This is a genomic window from Tenacibaculum aquaeponti (assembly GCF_057221555.1).
Genome location: NZ_CM170147.1, coordinates 3,811,758 through 3,830,952, shown reverse-complemented (window position 1 = coordinate 3,830,952; position 19,195 = coordinate 3,811,758). Strand labels below are relative to the sequence as shown.

Genomic DNA, 19,195 nt, shown 5'->3' with positions numbered 1-19,195 from the left:
ATATTATTATTGCAATATAGAAATTGTACCTGCTTTAATTAAGTTATTATCTTGAATAACTCTGAAATAGAATAACATTCCATCTTTCAAATTATTATTTACTGGCCAATTATTTTGATAATCCGTTGTATTTAATACTTCCTTACCTCTTGAGTTATAAATAATTACTTGAACATTATTTTGAAAAGCAAATCTATTTGGAAGCTCCCAAGTATCGTTAATTCCATCTCCATTAAAAGGAGTTATTATATTTGGTATAACTAATTTACCATCATCCTCTACTACATTTATATCTCTTTGTGCTCTACACCCTCCAACAGTACCAAAAACTGTATATGTTCCTAATGCATTAACATCAAGAGTTTCATTTGAAGACAACAAATTTCCAGCTTGATCAAACCATTCATAAGAATCAGCTCCACTTGCCTCCAACGTAATTGTTTGACCGGGCTCTAAAACTGCTGTAGAAGAAGGACTTACTTCTAAAACTGTATCATCAAATTCTACTACATTAATTTCAGCTACATTATTTAGACAACCAAACCCTTCATAAGTCACACTATATATTCCAATTTCGTTTACAACTAAAGTGCTTGGATCTGATAAAACTATCTCTTCACCATCTTTAAACCAAGTATAAACAAAACCTGGTACTATGTTCATATTAAACGTTATTGATTCTCCAGGACATAATGCATTTGAAATAGATGATGATTGAATTTCAACTCCTGTTAACGTTAACAAAACATCTAAAGGATTAGAATCAAAATTCAGTGTTGCACTTATTATAGCATTTAAAACGTATTCTCCATTATCATTATAAGAATCTATAGTTAATTGATTTAAAGTTTCTCCCGCTAAATCTGCTCCGTCTTTTTTCCATTGAAAATCTAAACTATCAATCTGATCTTGTGTTAAATCATAATCATTTCCATCTGTAGCTGTAGCTGTTACTCCAACAATTGACAAAGTTGTACTATCATTGCTACAATCTGAATAATTTGAAGCAGCTCTAATCTCAGGTGTAATAGAAACCACATCTAATACTGTATAAACAGCAGAATTTTTAGAAGTAGGACATGTTGAAGAATTATCAACAACCTCTGCAAAATATTCTCCTTCCTCAACAGCATTTATTGTTAAAGAATTACTTGAAGAAGGTAATGGATCACCATCTTTAAACCAAGTAATTGTTGCCGAGCTAGATGTATGAGTAATAACTAACTCAATGGTTTCTCTTGGCAACCTAACTCTTACAGCTGGATTTTCAATATTCACATCAAAATCAACTCCCGCTCTTTGTTCTATTGTAACATCCTGTGAACGTGATGAACAACCTCCTACTTCGATCTCTAAATGATACACACCAAATTGATTACTACTTGGTGTTGTATATCTAGGTGTGTAAGCTGGCAAAGCATCTATCAAAGTACCATCTTTATACCATTTATAATTAAAAGTTGGATCATCAACACTTGCTACTAATTCATAAGTTTCGTTAGCACAAATTTCTACAGAATTCGGACCTTCAATAACTAAACTAGTTGGTGCTATCTCTGTAACATCAATAATATTTGAACGAACTCCAGCCCCAGACTGTGTACATTGCCCATAATTGATAGCTGCATAATATCTACCTCCATCAGAAAGACTAATAGAAGCTCCTGTTTCTCCGGGAATTAACACATCTCTACCTCCCTCTACCTTATACCACAAATAAGTTAAATCTGGTTCTATTTCGTTTACAGAAACTGTTTGTGCTCCGCCACATAAAACAACATCATTAAAATCATTTAAAACTAATTGTTCAGAAGTTGTATAAAAAGCTTCAAATGGACCAAAAGAAGGTCCTTCCATTGCAGGTATACTTGATATTATTCTTATTCTATAATTAAATCCATAAGTATCTGTTGGAAAGGCAAAATTCGCAGAAATATCAAAGAAACTATCGTTTTCACCAGATATGGTTGCAAGGTTTTTATTATTTCCTGAATCAAAATCACCATTTGGATCTGAAAGTTGAACTGTAAAAACATTATTTGGATCAAATGCCATACCTGAAAAATCAAATAACAAACTAAAGTTATTTGAACCTTCCTTAGCACATGCAAAAGTAAAGTTAGGTCTTGGCACCTCAAGTGTTTGCCCATAAATAACACTACTAAACAATAAAGCTAGTAGTAAAAAAAGATGCTGTACTTTATTTTTTTTACACTTAAACATAATTGATGGGGACCATTAAATATTTTAATGCTTGAACACACTTATAACATACAAATATATTCATTTTAAAATAAAAAAAAATTTTATTATTTAAAAACTATTTAAACACTATCCTTAAAATTAATACGTTAATTTTACAAACTTATTATATCAAAGTTAAAAAATGCTAAAACATTTTATAATTGCTAGTTTATTTTCTTTTTCTTTAGGTCATGCTCAAGTTGGTGGAACTAGTGTTTTTTCTTTCCTTAACACAACAACAAATGCCAGACAAGCTGCTTTGGGTGGAAAGATTTTAACTTTAGTTGATGATGTTGACCAAGCAACTTGGAACCCTTCAATTATAAATTTAGATTTAGACAGAAAACTTTCTATTAACTACACTAGTTATTTAGCTGATATTTCTGTGGGATCTGTTTCTTACGCACATCGTTTTTCTAGATATTCAGAAACCATACACGGAAACATTACTTATATTAATTATGGAACTTTAATTCAAGCTGACGCTGAAGGAAATGAAACTGGTACTTTTGGAGCTAGTGATATTGCTTTGTCTGTCGGATATGCATATCGTATACCAAACACTAGCATTTATTTAGGAGCCAACCTTAGATTGATTAATTCTTCTATTGCTAATTTTTCATCTTTTGGAGTTTCTTCTGATTTAGCTGCCACGTACTACAATGATCAGAAACCTTATATTTTCTCAATAGCATTAAGAAACATTGGAACACAGATTACTTCTTTTAATGGAGAAAAAGAAAAACTTCCTTTCGAAATAGCTCTAGGAGCTTCTTACTTGTTAGAAAATGTTCCGTTACGTTGGTATTTAACTGCAGATAATCTTCAACAATGGAACATTAGCGTTGCTAATCCTTCAAATCAAACTTCTGATTTAGATGGAAATATTACTGAGGAAAAAATATCTTTTATTGATAATTTATTCAGACATTTAAGCATAGGAGCTGAATTATTTCCTAAACGTGCCGTTAACTTCAGAATAGGATATAATTTCAGAAGAGGAAAAGAATTACAGTTACAAAACGTAAGATCGTTTGGAGGTATTTCTTTCGGGTTTGGTTTACGAATGAATAAAGTAAAGTTAAACTATGCATACTCAAGATTTCATACTGCTTCTAATGTAAGCACCTTTGGTATTTCTATAGATTTAAACAGAGGGAAAAACTACCATCATAAAACTAAATATTAGTTTGTTTTTTCTTCTTTCTACTTTAACTTTTATCTTTGTTCCACATACTTTTTAAATGAATATAAATAAAATAATTATCGCAATAGATGGTTTTTCTTCTACTGGAAAAAGTACTATTGCTAAACAACTTGCTAAACAACTGAATTATATTTATGTAGATACTGGTGCTATGTACAGAGCTGTTACTTTATATGCAATGCGTAAAAATTATGTTTCTGATGATAAACTCTTAACAGATCAACTTATAAATGATCTCGAAAACATTAAATTATCTTTTCTTTTTAATTCTAATTTAGGGTTTGCTGAAATGTATTTAAATAATGAAAACGTTGAAAGAGAAATACGCACTATAGAAGTTTCAAAATTAGTAAGTAAAGTTTCAACTATACCTGAAGTAAGAAGAAAACTTGTTCTTGAACAACAAAAAATGGGGACTGAAAAAGGAATTGTAATGGATGGTAGAGATATTGGAACTGTTGTTTTTCCTAATGCTGAATTGAAGTTATTTATGACTGCTTCTGCAGATAAAAGAGCTACAAGACGCTACAAAGAACTATTAGATAGAGGTGATAAAGTAAATTACGAAGAAGTTTTATTCAATGTTCAAGAAAGAGATAGAATTGATTCTACTAGAAAAGATTCTCCACTGGTTAAAGCTGATGATGCTGTTGAGTTTGATAATTCTGATATGGGATTAGAAGAACAATTTGAACGTATAATGAGTTTAGTAAACGATAGAGTTAAATAACTTAAAAAAACATAACAACTGAGAATCGCGTATTCTGTATATATCATAAGATTTTTTGAAATACGCGATTCTCAGTAAATAGCTTTTTTTAACTTTCAAATGTTGAATTCGTAGAATATTTCCTCCACTTTTCCAAACAAGCTGTAATATCTTCTGGAACTTCGGAATTAAATTGCATAAACTCTCCAGTAGTTGGATGAACAAATCCTAAAGTTTTTGCATGTAGTGCCTGTCTTGGTAATAACTTAAAACAATTATCTACAAATTGTTTGTATTTAGAAAATGTAGTTCCTTTTAAAATTTGATCCCCTCCATAACGCTCATCATTAAATAAAGTATGACCAATATATTTAAAATGTGCTCTGATCTGATGTGTACGTCCTGTTTCTAATCGACATTCCACTAAGGTAACATAAGTAAAACGTTCAATAACCTTATAATGTGTTACTGCTGCTTTTCCATAATCTCCATCAGGGTATACTGCCATTTGCATTCTATCTTTAGCACTTCGCCCAATATGTCCTTCAATAGTTCCTTCATCATTCTCTACACTTCCCCAAACTAACGCATAATACAAACGTTCTGTAGTTTTATCAAAAAATTGCTTCGATAAATGCGCCATAGCAAATTCAGTTTTAGCCACAACTAATAAACCACTGGTATCTTTATCAATTCTATGAACTAAACCCGGACGTTCATTACTATTCTTTGGTAAGTTTTCGATATGATGAATTAATCCGTTTACTAAAGTTCCTGAATAATTTCCATGACCTGGATGAACCACCATACCTGGCTCTTTGTTCACCACTATAACATCATCATCTTCATATACAATATTAATTGGTATATCTTGAGCTACTAATAAGTTTTCGTGTGGTGGATGTGCTAAAACTACACGAACTACGTCTTTTGGTTTTACTTTGTAGTTCGATTTTACAGCTTTATCATTCACTAAAATGTTTCCTGCCTTAGCCGCTTGTTGAATTTTATTTCGTGTAGCATTCTCAATAAAGTTCATCAAAAATTTATCTACACGTAAAGGATCTTGTCCTTCTGTAGCTGTAAAACGATAATGTTCATATAATTCAGAACTTTCGTCTTGAATATCATAATTCTCCTCCTGCATCTAATCTCTATTTAAAAAAGTTTAATTTAAAGATCCATCACCTAAAATAAGATCAATCACAGATTTTTTAGGTAATTTATCTCCTAAGCCTACTTGCTTTCCTTTGTATTTTAACCCTCTTACAACATCTTTTCCTATATCTGGAACATATGTGAATTTTTCTCCAACAGAAAAACCTATTGAACGTAAATGTGTAATTGCCTGACGCTTTGTTTTCCCATTTAAATCAGGAATTGTAACATCTTTATATTTTGATGGATTTAATGTCAAATAAATTTTTCTTTTTTCTTTTACGAAATCTCCAGCTTCAGGATTTTGCTCCATTACTGATTTTCTTGGAAAATCTGGATTATAACTAGCACTGTCAATCACAATAAAATCTAAACTTAACTCATCTAGTAATTGTTTTACTTCAGCAATACTTTTCTTTTCTAAGTTTGGTACTTGAATTTTCTGATTATGATTTGTAGTATACCCTAACCACCATTGTAATAAAAACACAAATAGTAGCAATCCAATTATAGCAATTATAATTTGTTTTACGAAAACCTTGCTCTTTAAAAACTGTAACAATTTCATTATTGATTTTTTGAAAGATTCAACAAATGTACATTAAAAATAATACTAATTTAAAAACATTAATTTTTAAAATACTTTTTTGGTAAGTTTGTAAGGTTAATTATTGAAAATGAAAAAAAATATTGCCATTATCATGGGCGGCTACTCTTCTGAAGTAGCTATTTCTCTAAAGAGCGGAAATGTTGTATATCAACATATAGACAGATATAAATTCAATCCTTACTGTATTCATATTTTAAAAGAAGGTTGGTTTTTAGTTGAAGATAAACAAAAGTTCCCTGTAAACAAACATGATTTCTCTGTTGATTTTAAAGGAAATAAATTAACTTTTGATTGTGTTTTTAATGCAATTCATGGTGCACCAGGTGAAAACGGAGTGATTTTAGCATATTTCGATTTATTAGGAATTAAACATACCTCTGCCCCTTTTTATCAAATGGCTTTAACTTTCAATAAAAGAGATACATTAAGTATTTTAAGAAAGTATGATATACCAACAGCAATCTCAGTATATTTAAACCAAGGTGAAACTGTTGATGTAGATACAATTATAAAAAAAGTAGGCTTACCTTGTTTTGTAAAACCTAACAATGCTGGGTCGAGTTTTGGTATTTCTAAGGCACATACAAAAGAAGACATTCTCCCTGCGATAGAAAAAGCTTATAAAGAAGACAATGAAATTTTAATCGAAAGTTTTTTAGATGGTAAAGAAGTTTCTGTTGGAGTTATTCAATACAAGACTGAAACTATAGTTTTACCAATTACTGAAATTGTTTCCGAAAATGATTTCTTCGATTATGAAGCTAAATATGAAGGTAAATCTCAAGAAATTACTCCAGCAAGACTAACTTCAGAAGAAGAATTTAAAGTACGTGAAGTTGCTAAAAAAGTATATACCGTTTTAAATATGAGTGGGTTTTCTAGATCTGAATATATCTTTGTAAATGGTGTACCTCACTTTTTAGAAATGAATACCGTTCCTGGATTAACTGAGGAAAGTATTTTACCACAGCAAGCACAAGAAGCAGGAATTAGTTTAACTGAACTATTTGGAAACGCAATAGAAAGCAGCCTAAATTCCTAAACAAAATATAAATAACACAACCATTAACAACATAATTAAAAATGAAACGCGCTATTTTCCCAGGATCTTTTGACCCTATTACTTTAGGGCATTTAGATATTATTGAAAGAGGCATCACTTTATTCGATGAACTTATTATTGCAATTGGAGTGAATGCTGATAAAAAATACATGTTTCCTTTAGAAAAAAGAAAACAGTTTATTGAAGAAACTTTTAAAAACGAACCAAAGATAAAAGTAGTTACATATAAAGGCTTAACTGTAAATTTCTGTAAAGAAATCGACGCTCAATTTATTTTAAGAGGACTTCGTAATCCTGCAGATTTTGAGTTCGAAAAAGCTATAGCGCATACAAATAGAAAACTTTCAGAAATAGAAACTGTATTTTTACTTACTTCTTCTGGTAAAAGTTACATTTCTTCATCTATTGTTAGAGATGTTATTAGAAATGGTGGAGATTATACTGGTTTAGTTCCTGATTCTGTGAGATCATAATTATAATTCTAAATCAGCAAATTTTAGAATCAAAGTTTAAGAAGTTAAAAGAATGACATAGTTTGATTTAAAATTATTTTGAAAGATTTATATTTGGTGAAACCAAGAACCAAAAATGAAAAAAACAATACTACTCTCTTTAGTAATTTGTATTCTTTCTTGTCATAAAACTGAAACTAAATCTTCTAAAGACTTTACAACTACATTTGAAAAATCTAATGGGTTAGAAACTCCAGAATATAATGAAGTAATTTCTTATTATTCTGACTTAGCAGATACATATTCTGAAGTTTCTTTACTCGAATTTGGAACTACAGATAGCGGTAATCCCTTACATTTAGTAGTTTATAATCCAAAAGGAAAAACTAAAAAAAATCAAATAAAAGATTCAAAAAAAAATCGAATCTTAATCAATAATGGAATTCATCCAGGAGAATCAGACGGTATTGATGCTTCTATGCTTCTACTAAGAGATATTGTACAAAATGATTCTTTACAAGAAGCTTATAAAAACTCTTTAATTTGTGTAATTCCTGTATACAATATTGGTGGAGCTTTAAATAGAAATGCTCACACACGTGCAAATCAAAATGGACCAAAAGAATATGGTTTTAGAGGAAATTCTAGAAACTTTGATTTAAATCGTGATTTTGTAAAACAAGACACCAAAAACGCTGCAAGTTTTGCTGAAATTTTTCATACTGTAAGTCCTGATATATTTATAGACAATCACGTAAGTAATGGAGCCGATTATCAGTACGCAATTACCCATTTATTTACACAACATAATAAATTAGGTGGTGAACTTGGCGCTTACCTAGAACAAGAAATGCGTCCGTTTTTAGAACAATCTTTAGCTAAAAAAGGAATTCCAATTACCCCATATGTAAATGTTTGGAGCTCGACACCAGATAAAGGTTGGAGTCAATTTATGGATTCTCCAAGATATTCAACTGGCTACACAACTTTGTTTAACACTTTTGGTATGATGGTAGAAACACACATGTTAAAACCTTATAAAATTCGTGTAGAACAAACTTACGAACTTATGAAATCGATGCTCGACTTCACTGAGAAAAATAGTAGTCAAATAAAATCGTTAAGAACTGAAGCTGTTCAAAATATTATTAATAAAAAAAACTACGCTATTCAATTTAAAGTTGATTTAGACAATCCTACTGAATTCAATTTTAAAGCTTACAAAGGAAGTTATATTGATAGTAAAGTAACCAATGGAAAACGTTTATTTTATGATAAAAATAAACCTTACGAAGTTCCTGTAAAATACTACAACAACTTTAAGACTACTAAAAATATAACTATTCCAAAGGCATATGTAATTCCGAAAGGTTGGCATAATGTTATTTCTCGTTTACAGAATAACAATATTGAGCTTATTCGTTTTGAAAAAGATACTATTTTAAATGTGGAAGTAAATCACATTAAAGACTTTAAAACAGTTAGTTCTCCATTTGAAGGACATTATTTGCATTACAATACTGAAGTAAACTCTTCTTTTCAAGACATTAAATTTCAAAAAGGAGATTACATAATTCCTACGAATCAGAATGGAATTCGTTATTTACTAGAAACATTAGAAGCTGAAGCAATGGATAGTTTTTTTAATTGGAATTTTTTTGATACAATTTTACAACGTAAAGAAGGATTTTCTAGTTATGTTTTTGAAGACAAAGCTGAAGCTTTTTTAAATGAGAATCCACTTGTAAAAGCAGAATTTGATCAGAAAATGAGTATGGATTCTACTTTCAATAAAAATCCAAGAGCACAATTAAATTGGATTTATACCAAAACACAACATTATGAAAAAGCTCATTTAAGACTACCTGTTTTTAAAATTATGAAATAATGTACAAGACTTTCCTTTCTTTCATAATATTAGGTTTAATTCTTATGAATTGTGGTACAAAAAAGAACAATAAAAAAGAAATTACTTCTAAAATAAAAAAGGAAATAAGAAAAGAACATTAGGACAACAATAATTTGATTACAAACATTAAATGGGATAAAAACGGCCAAATCACAACGAACAAGTAATTTTTTATGAAAATAAAACTCACAGCTTTTTTACTCTTAGTATTAACTTATAATGCCTACAGTCAAACAAATTTTGACTTAGATAAAGTTTTACATCAATTAAGTTTAAAAAGAAGTCAATGTGAAGTTGGATTTATAGTTTCTAAACAACTACCAAATACTAAGAATGAAACAATAGTTGTCATACCAGAAATTATTAAAAGTGATGATACAACAGAAGAATATAATGGATATATATTAATTATAGACAGCAATACTAGTAAAATAAAACATAAATATTTTCAGCCTTCATATTGGACTTCTGATGCTTTAATTTTATCTGAAATAAAAATTGATACTGCCCCATATTATGTATCAAAAGATAAAAGAGCATTCGGAATTCGTTCTTCATATTACACTTTATCTAAACCAAACCCATATAGCTCTGAAACACTTACTTTATTTTTAAAAAAAGAAGAAAAACTGATTCCAGTACTAGATCATTTTGAGAGCAAAGAATATGTTGGTGAATGGGATATGCAATGTGCTGGATGGAGTATTAATGAAGAAAAGACTTTGATTTTATCTAAAAATAAAACAGATGGTTTTTTCGATATTATCGTAAATAATAAAATCACCAATAGAAAATCTGACACTGATGAAACTGGTGAATGTATAGATGAAGAAAAAATATCATTTCAAAAAACAGTTTTAAAATTTAATGGAAAAGTATATAAATAACCTATTTACCTTTGACTAGAAATACGCAGAAAAACCAATGAAAAAAATCGTCATAAAAAGATTTTTAACCAGATTAAACTTGTTACCATTAGTTGAACAAATTAATTTCTATCGTCAAAAATTTAAAAACAGAGAAGATAACAGAAAGTTTTTATTAGATAATCCTGATGTAAAACTTCCTCCTGATTTTTATATTTATGAGACTTTTCAATTAAACTACAAGAAATTTTACACAAATGGTCTTCCTACTGCACAATGGATTTACGATTATGTAAATGAATTTAAATCGTTAAAAAACGTTAGTATTTTAGATTGGGGATGTGGAACAAGTAGGATATTAAGACATTTACCTACTGTAGCTGGTACAACTAATAATTATTTTGGTTGCGATTATAATCCTAAATATGTTAAATGGTGTCAAAATAATTTAAATGGAATTGATTTTAAACTCAATAACATCACTCCTCCTCTACCTTACGACAGAGAAAAATTTGATTTAGTATATGGTATTTCCATCTTTACTCACCTTTCTTTAGCCCAACATCATTCATGGTTTGAAGAACTTTATAGCGTTTTAAAACCTAATGGTATCTTATTTTTAACTACACACGGAAATGCTCATCAATTTAAACTGACAGCTAAAGAACTTGAAAATATAAAGAAGGAAAACTAATTGTACATGATTTTAAAAAAGAAGGAAATCGTTTATTTTCTGCATATCAGTCTGAATCTTTTATGTTAGAAATTGCTAAACAATATGGTTTAAAGATTCTAAAACATGTTCCAGGAAAAATAGAAGACGGAAAACCTCAACAAGATGTTTGGTTATTTCAGAAATAAAAAATCCTGCTAAATGCAGGATTTTTTTATTTAAAAAGTATATTCTCTTAATGGCTTTGGAAAAGCTTCTGGATTCGCCGCTAAATGATAACGAGGATCGTCTACATCATCAATTATAACATCTCTAAATGTATCACTTGCCTTATACATTAAAACTTTACAATCTTCACTTAAATGTTTCATTTTAATAGTTTTTCCTGCTGCTTGATATTTCTCTACTAAAACAAACAACGCTTCTAAAGCAGAGTGATCTGAAATTCTACTTTCAACAAAATCAATAACTACGTTATCCGGATCATTTTTTACATCAAATTTTTCATTAAATGAAGTAATACTTCCAAAGAATAAAGGCCCCCAAATTTCATATACTTTGGTTCCATCTTCAAGCATACGCTTTCTGGCTCTAATTCTTTTGGCATTTTCCCAAGAAAAAGATAATGCAGAAATTATTACACCTACGAAAACAGCTATTGCTAAATCAAAAAATACAGTAACCGCAGAAACAACAATTAATACAACAGCATCTGAAATTGGAATTTTCTTTAATATTCTAAAACTAGACCAAGCAAATGTTTCTATCACCATCATAAACATTACTCCAACTAGAGCTGCAATTGGTACTTGTTCGATATATTTATCTGCAAACAAAATAAAAACTAACAAAGTAACAGCCATTGAAACTCCAGATAATCTTCCTCTTCCTCCTGCATTAATGTTGATTACAGTTTGTCCAATCATACCACAACCTCCAGTACCACCAAACATTCCACTTAAAATATTTCCTGCTCCTTGAGCCACACATTCTTTATTTCCATTTCCTCTAGAATCTGTTAACTCATCAACCAAATTCATTGTCATTAATGTTTCAATTAATCCAACAGAAGCAGCTAAAAACGCATAAGGTGCAATAAATTTTAAAGTGTCTAAATTGAATGGAAGATGACTCCATAATTCGAAAATATTTAATTTCTTAGAAATTTCGTCTACCCCGTTTAAACCAGCTCCACCACCTTCTCTAATAAAATCTCCTACATTTATAGAATTAATTCCACCTAAAATAACAACTAAAGAAACAATTAGAATTGCTGTTAATGCAGCTGGAACTTTTTTAGTCAATTTTGGTAATCCCCAAACTATTAACATTGTAAGTAACACTAAACCAATCATAGTATATAAATCTTTACCAGTCATAGTTTCTTTTACTACACCATGATCTTTTACAGAGTAAAAACCTTGATCAGTAACATTAAAAGCTACTTTTTTAGTATTTACATCAAAAACCTGACCTTCAGAAATAAGATATGCTTCTTTTTTGGTCTCTGCATTCACTACAGAGTTTTCATTAATGGTAAATAAAACTGTATTAGAAGCCAAATCTTTAACTTGATTATTTTGTACGTTATAAACTAATTCTTTAGAAATAGTTTTTCTTTTATTTTCTCCATATACATTCTTCACATGCTCTTTAAACATTCCTAATTGTGCTATGAAAATGACGATTGCCAAACCGTTTACAAACCCCATCATTACAGAATGAGGAATTAAACGAACAAACTTTCCTAACTTAAAAACACCTGCCAATACTTGAATAATTCCCATTAATACAACCGCTGCCAATAAATAAAAGTACCCCATGTTTTCTACAGGTTGTCCAAACAAGAGGCCTTTTGCGTGTCCTTCTTGAATCATATTTACAAAAATAACAGCTACAGCTCCAGCTGCTCCAGATATTAAACCTGGTCTTCCTCCAAAAATTGCAGCAATTAAACCGATTACAAAAGCACCAAAAAGTGCTACTATTGGACTAATTTGTGCTACAAAGGCAAAGGCTACAACTTCAGGGATCATTGCTAAAGAAACTGTAATACCAGCTAATGCATCATCTTTAACGTTAATCTTCTTATTTCTAATGTATTTCATCATAATATCACAAGTCTTTTCTAAAAGTTGGCAAATGTAAAAATAATTTTATTGATACACTTTTTAGTTTCGTTAACTTTAAATTTTGCTTACTTATTTTTTTACTTTAATTTTGACCCCAATAACTATCAAGAAAATTGGTAGCAACTCATGAGCAGAAAAACCTTACTTACTTCAAAAGAAATCGACATAATTCTGCATCGTTTAGCTTGTCAGTTAATCGAAAATCATAACGACTTTTCAAATACTGTTTTAATAGGTTTACAACCGAGAGGAACTTATTTAGCGCAACGTTTAAAGAAGATTCTTATTGAAGATTATCAAATAGAAAATTTAAAGCTTGGTCTTTTAGACATCACTTTTTATCGTGATGATTTTAGAAGAAAAGACGAACCTTTAGAAGCAACTCCTACTAAAATTGACTTTTTAATTGAAAACAAAAAAGTAGTAATTATAGACGATGTTTTATATTCTGGCCGAAGTGTAAGAGCAGCCTTAACTGCATTACAAGCTTTTGGTAGACCTGTAAACATTGAACTTTTAGTTTTAATTGACAGAAGGTTTAGTAGACATTTACCAATTCAACCCAATTATAGAGGTAGACAAGTAGATGCTATTAATGAAGAAAAAGTAGTAGTAAACTGGGAAGAAACACATTCCAAAGACGAAATTTATTTAATACCAAAACTACCTAAGATAGATAACTAATGAAGCAGTTAAGTGTTGAACATTTATTAGGGATTAAATATTTACAAGAAAATGATTTAGAACTCATTTTCGAAACCGCAGCTCATTTTAAGGAAGTTATTAATCGTCCGATTAAAAAAGTTCCTTCTTTACGAGATATCACAATAGCAAACTTATTTTTTGAAAATAGTACGCGAACAAAATTATCTTTTGAATTAGCTGAGAAAAGATTATCTGCTGATGTAATTAATTTCTCTGCAGGACAATCCTCTGTTAAAAAAGGAGAAACCTTAATTGATACTGTTAACAATATTCTTTCTATGAAAGTTGATATTGTTGTTATGCGTCATGGTAATGTAGGAGCTGGAGTTTTTCTTTCTAAACATGTAGATGCAAAAATAGTTAATGCTGGAGATGGAACTCATGAACACCCTACACAAGCACTATTAGATAGTTTTTCTATGCGGGAAGCATTAAATTCTAATTTGAAAGGAAAAAAGATCGTAATTGTTGGTGATATTTTACACTCTAGAGTAGCTTTATCTAACATTTTTGCTTTACAAATGCAAGGTGCGAAAGTAAAAGTATGCGGACCAACAACTTTAATTCCAAGATATATTACAAGTTTAGGTGTAGAAGTTGAAACTAACCTTAAAAAAGCTTTAGAATGGTGTGATGTAGCCAATGTTTTACGTGTACAACACGAAAGAATGGCTATAAAATATTTCCCTTCTACCAGAGAATACACTCAACTTTTTGGAATTAACAAAGAAATATTAGATAACATTGGCAAGGATATTGTAATTATGCACCCAGGACCTATAAACAGAGGTGTTGAATTAACAAGTGATGTAGCTGATAGTAAACAATCTATTATATTAAATCAAGTAGAAAATGGTGTTGCAGTTAGAATGGCTGTTTTATATTTGCTAGCACAACAAATTAAGAGATAAAAAATGAAATTCGAAGAAAAAGACGATTACATACTATTTACTTCTCAAGAAGAGAGTTTTAAAGAATTTTACGATTATTTCACAGTTAATCATAAAAATCTTACAGAAAACAATGTAATAATTGACCTTTCGTCGAAACTTAATGTACAATCATCGGAAATTTCATTATTTTTAGAATATGCAAATTTACATCATAAAAGCGGCACAACTTTTGTTCTAATTTATCCTGATGTAGATATTGATAGTTTTCCTGAAACATTTAATATTGTTCCAACATTAGTTGAAGCAGAAGATGTTTTAGAAATGGAAAACATTCAAAGAGATCTAGGTTTTTAACTAATTATAATCCCCAATTATGATAAGAAAAATACTCTTAATTCTTTGTATAGCTTGTTTTGCTAGTGCTTTTTCGCAAGAAAAATCTGTGAATAAACTAGTAGCATCTCAAAACTCATACAACTCAATAACCAACATATCATTTAACTCAACTAACAAACAAAAAGTTATTATTAGTGTAAAAAACGTATTAGGTAAAACTGTTTTTTTCAAGAAAATCGTTGCTCATAAAGGCAAAAACACGATTCATTTTGATAGAAACAATTTAAAATCTGGTATTTACATCTACGCTATTCAAACGAACAATGAATTAATGTCGAAACGTTTTGTAATTAAATGAGTTTACAGTTAACAATTTTAGGATGTCACTCTGCCACACCAAGAGTAAATGCCTACCCCACTTCTCAATATCTTGAGATTAATAACCGTCATTTTTTAATTGACTGTGGTGAAGGTACGCAAAGACAAATGAGAAAATACAAAGTTGGTTTTTCTAAAATCAATCATATATTCATTTCTCATTTGCATGGAGATCATTTTTTTGGTTTAATAGGATTAATATCAACCTTTGGTATTTTAAACCGGGAGAAAGAATTACATATTTATGGCCCTAAAGGAATTAAAGAACTAACTCTATTACAACTAAAACTTTCCCAGTCTCATGTCAGATATTCTATTATTTTTCATGAATTAACATCTAAAAAAAGCGAATTAATTTTTGAAGATGATAAGGTTTCTGTAAGAACAATACCTCTTAATCATAGAGTATATACTAATGGTTTTTTATTTACTGAAAAACCTAAAGCAAGGCATTTACATTTAGACAATATTAAACAATACGACGAAATAGAAATTTGTGATTACCACAACTTAAAAGCTGGTAAAGATTTCATTTTAAGTTCAGGGGAAATTATTCCTAACGACGAATTAACAGTATCCCCAGAAGCTCCAAAAAGCTACGCATATTGTAGCGATACTACTTTTAAACCGGATATTATTCCGATTATCAAAAATGTCGATTTATTATATCATGAATCAACATTTTTAAAAGAATTAGAACATCTTTGTGAGCGCACAAAACATTCTACTGCTGAGCAAGCTGCTATTATTGCTAAAGAAGCTAATGTTGGAAAATTAATTTTAGGGCATTATTCAAGCCGTTATTCAGATGTGACATGCTTTAAAGAAGAAGCTGAAAACGTTTTTAATAATGTTGAGTTAGGAGAAGTTGGAAAAAAGTACACCACATTAAAACCTTGCAATGAATTGGTTAACTAATATTGATCAATTCCTAACAAAACTAATGTACAAGCAACTTCGGTCTCTATATTTTCTTTACGCAATAACTTTATAAATTCAAAATTTTCTGTTCCTGGATTAAAAATTACACGTTTAGGTTGTAAACCAATAATATAATTATAGTACTGTTTTTGTCTTGACGGATTTAAATATAATGTTACAGTATGTATATCTTTATAAAGCTTCAATTCAGTATCAATAGCAACATCTAGAACATTTCCAGCTCTTAAACCAATAGCTTTTACTTCAATAGTTTTACTCCTTAATCTTTTAATCGCTTTATTCGAATATCGCTCAGGTTTTACCGAGGCTCCAATCACTAATGTTGTTTTTTTCATACTTGTTAATTTAAGTTAAATAAAACTTAAAAGGGAATTTTTGGGTAACAATTTTCTCACCAAAATGTCTAGTCGGTATAACAACTAAAAGATTACAACAATGCAAAAAGCACTATGCATATTCATTATTTTAATAAGTACATTTTCATTCTCTCAGATGAAAAAAGAAAATTTACCCAGGCCAGGAAAAGTTAGTGGTAAGGTTATAGATAAAACTTCAAAAGAACCTCTTCCATATGTTAACATTATTATTAGAGATATTTCAAAAAAAGTAATAACTGGTGGTATTACAGATGAGAAAGGAGTATTTAATGTTCCTAAAATTCCTGAAGGGAAAAGTATTTTAGAAGTTCAATTTATTGGTTATAAAACTATCAGTAAAGAAATTACAATTAAAAGCGGTAATAGAAATATTAAACTAGGAACAATTTCTTTAGAAGAAGATACAACTACATTAGATGAGGTAGAAATTAGGGCAGAAACTTCTACTGTAGTTCAAAAAGTAGATAGAAAAGTAATTAATGTTGGTAAAGATTTAACTTCAGCCGGAGCAACAGCTTCTGAATTATTAAACAACGTACAATCTGTAAGTGTAGACAGCCAAACTGGAAATATTAGCTTGCGTGGTAACGAAAATGTTAGAGTTTTAGTAGACGGAAGACCTACAAATGTTCCTGTAGCACAATTGCTAAGACAATTACCTTCTTCTTCTATAAAAAGTGTAGAATTAATTACAAATCCTTCTGCAAAATATAATCCTGAAGGAATGAGTGGAATCATAAATATTATTTTAAATAAAAATGCAAATATTGGTTTTAATGGTTCTTTAAATACTGGAGTTGAAACAGGGCATTATGTTCGTTACAATGCTTCTACTAATATGAATTATAAAACTGGAAAAGTAAATTTCTTCAGTAACTATGGATTTAATGGAGGTAAACAATTTAATTTTGGTTTTGTGAATAGAGCTGGAGTAAACCTTCAAGATTTTCTTTTCAAAAACAATAATGAATCACATCTTTTTAAAATTGGAGCAGATATATATATCGACGATAAAAACACTTTTTCTTTATATACAACACAGAATTGGGCTGAAACTATTGGAAACGGACGTGTATTAATTACTGATAATACTAATTCATTAATAAACAATTCACCTAACATTCAAAACTCAGATAGTCACAATCAAACCTATAACATTAACTATAAACATGATTTTAATGATAAAGGACACAATATAGAATTTGAAACTACTTACTCTTTAAACAATAATCCACAGTTTTTAGATAATTCTGATTTATTATTAAACTCTACGGATAGAGATTATAGATTATTAAACTATTCTAATGATATAAATAACGAAGGGGAAAATATTTTAATAAACTTAGATTACACAAATCCTATTTCTAAAAAAGGAAAATTAGAAGTTGGTTTAGAGTACAGAAGTAATGAAACTGACAATACAAACATTACTAATCAAGAAAGACATGTGTTTACAGGAAATACAATTACAGGTACTACCCCTATAGGAAACTCTAGTTTTACTTATGATAGAAAAATTTACTCTGGTTATGTAAATTACGGCCATCAATTTGGTAAACTAAAGATGCAATTAGGTGCACGTATAGAACAATATGAAATTGAAGGGAATTTTACAGGGTTAGATGATAATTCTGTTCTAACAACTGAAGTTGTAACCGATGACATATTCTCTATTTATCCTTCTGCTTTCTTTACCTACAATCCTTCTGAAAAGAATCAATTTCAATTAAGTTATAGTAGAAGAGTTGATCGACCAAGTATACAACAAGTAAACCCTATTAGAGAATGGAGTACACCTTTAATCACTTCTATTGGTAATGAGAATTTAGTTCCGCAATTCACTAACTCACTTGAATTAAATTATACAAGAAGAATTAAAGGAGGATCTATCACTTTAGGAACTTTCTATAGAAATATTAATGATGTTATTTCTAGAGTTACATATAAAGATCCTACAGATGTTTCTGATGTTCGTCAATTACTAACATTCCAAAACTTTGACGATACAGATGCATACGGAATTGAACTTTCTGCTAATTATAAAATTGCTAATTGGTGGAGAGCAAATGCAAGTGCTGATTTTTATTCTCAGAAACAATTTGGTATTGCAGATTTAAATAATCCTAACGCTCAGAGATTAGAAGTTCAAAACGAAGTTTTTAATGCTCGAATTAGTAATAGTTTTACGGTATCAAAAAAACTACGTTTACAATTATTTGCAATGTATCGTGGCGCACAAGAAGATATTCAATGGAAAGTAGACCCAATGAAAATGGTAAACTTAGGCGCAAATTATACTGTATTTAAAGGACAAGGTAATATTACTTTTAGAGTAAATGATATTTTTAATACGATGCGTTTCCAATTTCAATCTAGTAATCCATTTGTTCAAAACGGTAGATTTAAATGGGAGAGTAGAACGGCATACTTAGGCTTTAATTATAGGTTTGGTGGTGGTAAAAACAAAGCTAAATCAAGAAGACGAAGAGATAGTAACGAGAAACAAGGTGGCGGAGGTTTCTTTTAATTGAAAGGGTGAAG

The 19,195-nt window shown here is 29.8% G+C and carries 18 protein-coding genes; 13 read left to right on the top strand and 5 right to left on the bottom strand.

The window, feature by feature from the left end; translation table 11 throughout:
* Positions 1 to 6: 6 nt before the first annotated feature.
* Positions 7 to 2,223, bottom strand: coding sequence for a T9SS type B sorting domain-containing protein (locus AC2TEO_RS17460; RefSeq protein WP_442266046.1), 2,217 nt, complete (start codon positions 2,221 to 2,223; stop codon positions 7 to 9).
* A gap of 163 nt (positions 2,224 to 2,386) precedes the next feature.
* On the opposite strand from AC2TEO_RS17460, the gene porQ reads away from it, so the two are divergent.
* Together porQ and cmk are read left to right on the top strand one after the other, a co-directional pair.
* Positions 2,387 to 3,433, top strand: a complete 1,047-nt coding sequence (gene porQ / locus AC2TEO_RS17455) for a type IX secretion system protein PorQ (RefSeq protein WP_442266045.1) — start codon at positions 2,387 to 2,389, stop codon at positions 3,431 to 3,433.
* Between the two features lie 55 nt (positions 3,434 to 3,488).
* Complete coding sequence (cmk, locus tag AC2TEO_RS17450; protein WP_442266044.1) at positions 3,489 to 4,181, top strand: (d)CMP kinase; 693 nt, start codon at positions 3,489 to 3,491, stop codon at positions 4,179 to 4,181.
* Positions 4,182 to 4,269: 88 nt separating this feature from the next.
* Here the strand turns inward: cmk and AC2TEO_RS17445 are convergent, their stop codons facing one another.
* Together AC2TEO_RS17445 and AC2TEO_RS17440 are read right to left on the bottom strand one after the other, a co-directional pair.
* Complete coding sequence (locus AC2TEO_RS17445) at positions 4,270 to 5,307, bottom strand: RluA family pseudouridine synthase (protein WP_442266043.1); 1,038 nt, start codon at positions 5,305 to 5,307, stop codon at positions 4,270 to 4,272.
* 21 nt (positions 5,308 to 5,328) lie between these two features.
* A complete protein-coding gene (locus tag AC2TEO_RS17440) occupies positions 5,329 to 5,886 on the bottom strand; it encodes a PASTA domain-containing protein (RefSeq protein WP_442266042.1) in 558 nt (185 codons plus the stop codon).
* 109 nt (positions 5,887 to 5,995) lie between these two features.
* On the opposite strand from AC2TEO_RS17440, the gene AC2TEO_RS17435 reads away from it, so the two are divergent.
* The 5 genes from AC2TEO_RS17435 to AC2TEO_RS17415 all read left to right on the top strand — a co-directional run bounded on the left by AC2TEO_RS17435 (position 5,996) and on the right by AC2TEO_RS17415 (position 10,912).
* Positions 5,996 to 6,970, top strand: coding sequence for a D-alanine--D-alanine ligase (locus AC2TEO_RS17435; RefSeq protein ID WP_442266041.1), 975 nt, complete (start codon positions 5,996 to 5,998; stop codon positions 6,968 to 6,970).
* A gap of 41 nt (positions 6,971 to 7,011) precedes the next feature.
* Complete coding sequence (coaD, locus tag AC2TEO_RS17430) at positions 7,012 to 7,464, top strand: pantetheine-phosphate adenylyltransferase (RefSeq protein WP_299679770.1); 453 nt, start codon at positions 7,012 to 7,014, stop codon at positions 7,462 to 7,464.
* 115 nt (positions 7,465 to 7,579) lie between these two features.
* On the top strand, positions 7,580 to 9,331 hold the full coding sequence (locus tag AC2TEO_RS17425) for a M14 family metallopeptidase (RefSeq protein WP_442266040.1): 1,752 nt from the start codon (positions 7,580 to 7,582) through the stop codon (positions 9,329 to 9,331).
* A gap of 194 nt (positions 9,332 to 9,525) precedes the next feature.
* On the top strand, positions 9,526 to 10,239 hold the full coding sequence (locus AC2TEO_RS17420) for a PA3715 family protein (protein WP_442266039.1): 714 nt from the start codon (positions 9,526 to 9,528) through the stop codon (positions 10,237 to 10,239).
* Positions 10,240 to 10,276: 37 nt separating this feature from the next.
* Positions 10,277 to 10,912: a class I SAM-dependent methyltransferase gene (locus AC2TEO_RS17415; RefSeq protein WP_442266038.1), complete on the top strand. Its 636-nt coding sequence runs from the start codon at positions 10,277 to 10,279 to the stop codon at positions 10,910 to 10,912.
* Positions 10,913 to 11,109: 197 nt separating this feature from the next.
* Here AC2TEO_RS17415 and AC2TEO_RS17410 read toward each other — a convergent pair whose 3' ends face one another.
* On the bottom strand, positions 11,110 to 13,002 hold the full coding sequence (locus AC2TEO_RS17410; protein ID WP_442266037.1) for a SulP family inorganic anion transporter: 1,893 nt from the start codon (positions 13,000 to 13,002) through the stop codon (positions 11,110 to 11,112).
* A 147-nt stretch (positions 13,003 to 13,149) separates the two neighbouring features.
* Here AC2TEO_RS17410 and pyrR point away from each other — a divergent pair, with 147 nt between their 5' ends.
* The 5 genes from pyrR to AC2TEO_RS17385 are packed head-to-tail and all read left to right on the top strand — an operon-like array spanning position 13,150 to position 16,253.
* Entirely contained in the window at positions 13,150 to 13,707 is a 558-nt protein-coding gene (gene pyrR, locus AC2TEO_RS17405) for a bifunctional pyr operon transcriptional regulator/uracil phosphoribosyltransferase PyrR (RefSeq protein ID WP_442266036.1), read from the top strand.
* On the top strand, positions 13,707 to 14,639 hold the full coding sequence (locus tag AC2TEO_RS17400) for an aspartate carbamoyltransferase catalytic subunit (protein ID WP_299679749.1): 933 nt from the start codon (positions 13,707 to 13,709) through the stop codon (positions 14,637 to 14,639). Before pyrR ends, AC2TEO_RS17400 begins: the two co-directional genes overlap by 1 nt.
* 3 nt (positions 14,640 to 14,642) lie before the next feature.
* Positions 14,643 to 14,975, top strand: a complete 333-nt coding sequence (locus AC2TEO_RS17395) for a hypothetical protein (RefSeq protein WP_442266035.1) — start codon at positions 14,643 to 14,645, stop codon at positions 14,973 to 14,975.
* A 19-nt stretch (positions 14,976 to 14,994) separates the two neighbouring features.
* Positions 14,995 to 15,315 (top strand): T9SS type A sorting domain-containing protein, encoded by a 321-nt coding sequence (locus AC2TEO_RS17390; protein WP_442266034.1) that lies wholly within the window; start codon positions 14,995 to 14,997, stop codon positions 15,313 to 15,315.
* Complete coding sequence (locus AC2TEO_RS17385; RefSeq protein WP_442266033.1) at positions 15,312 to 16,253, top strand: ribonuclease Z; 942 nt, start codon at positions 15,312 to 15,314, stop codon at positions 16,251 to 16,253. The genes AC2TEO_RS17390 and AC2TEO_RS17385 overlap by 4 nt, the downstream gene beginning before the upstream one ends.
* On the opposite strand, the gene AC2TEO_RS17380 is transcribed toward AC2TEO_RS17385, so the two are convergent.
* Positions 16,250 to 16,612: a CoA-binding protein gene (locus tag AC2TEO_RS17380; RefSeq protein ID WP_442266032.1), complete on the bottom strand. Its 363-nt coding sequence runs from the start codon at positions 16,610 to 16,612 to the stop codon at positions 16,250 to 16,252. The genes AC2TEO_RS17385 and AC2TEO_RS17380 overlap by 4 nt on opposite strands.
* A 157-nt stretch (positions 16,613 to 16,769) precedes the next feature.
* Here AC2TEO_RS17380 and AC2TEO_RS17375 point away from each other — a divergent pair, with 157 nt between their 5' ends.
* Entirely contained in the window at positions 16,770 to 19,181 is a 2,412-nt protein-coding gene (locus AC2TEO_RS17375; protein ID WP_442266031.1) for a TonB-dependent receptor, read from the top strand.
* The last annotated feature ends 14 nt before the right edge of the window (positions 19,182 to 19,195 follow it).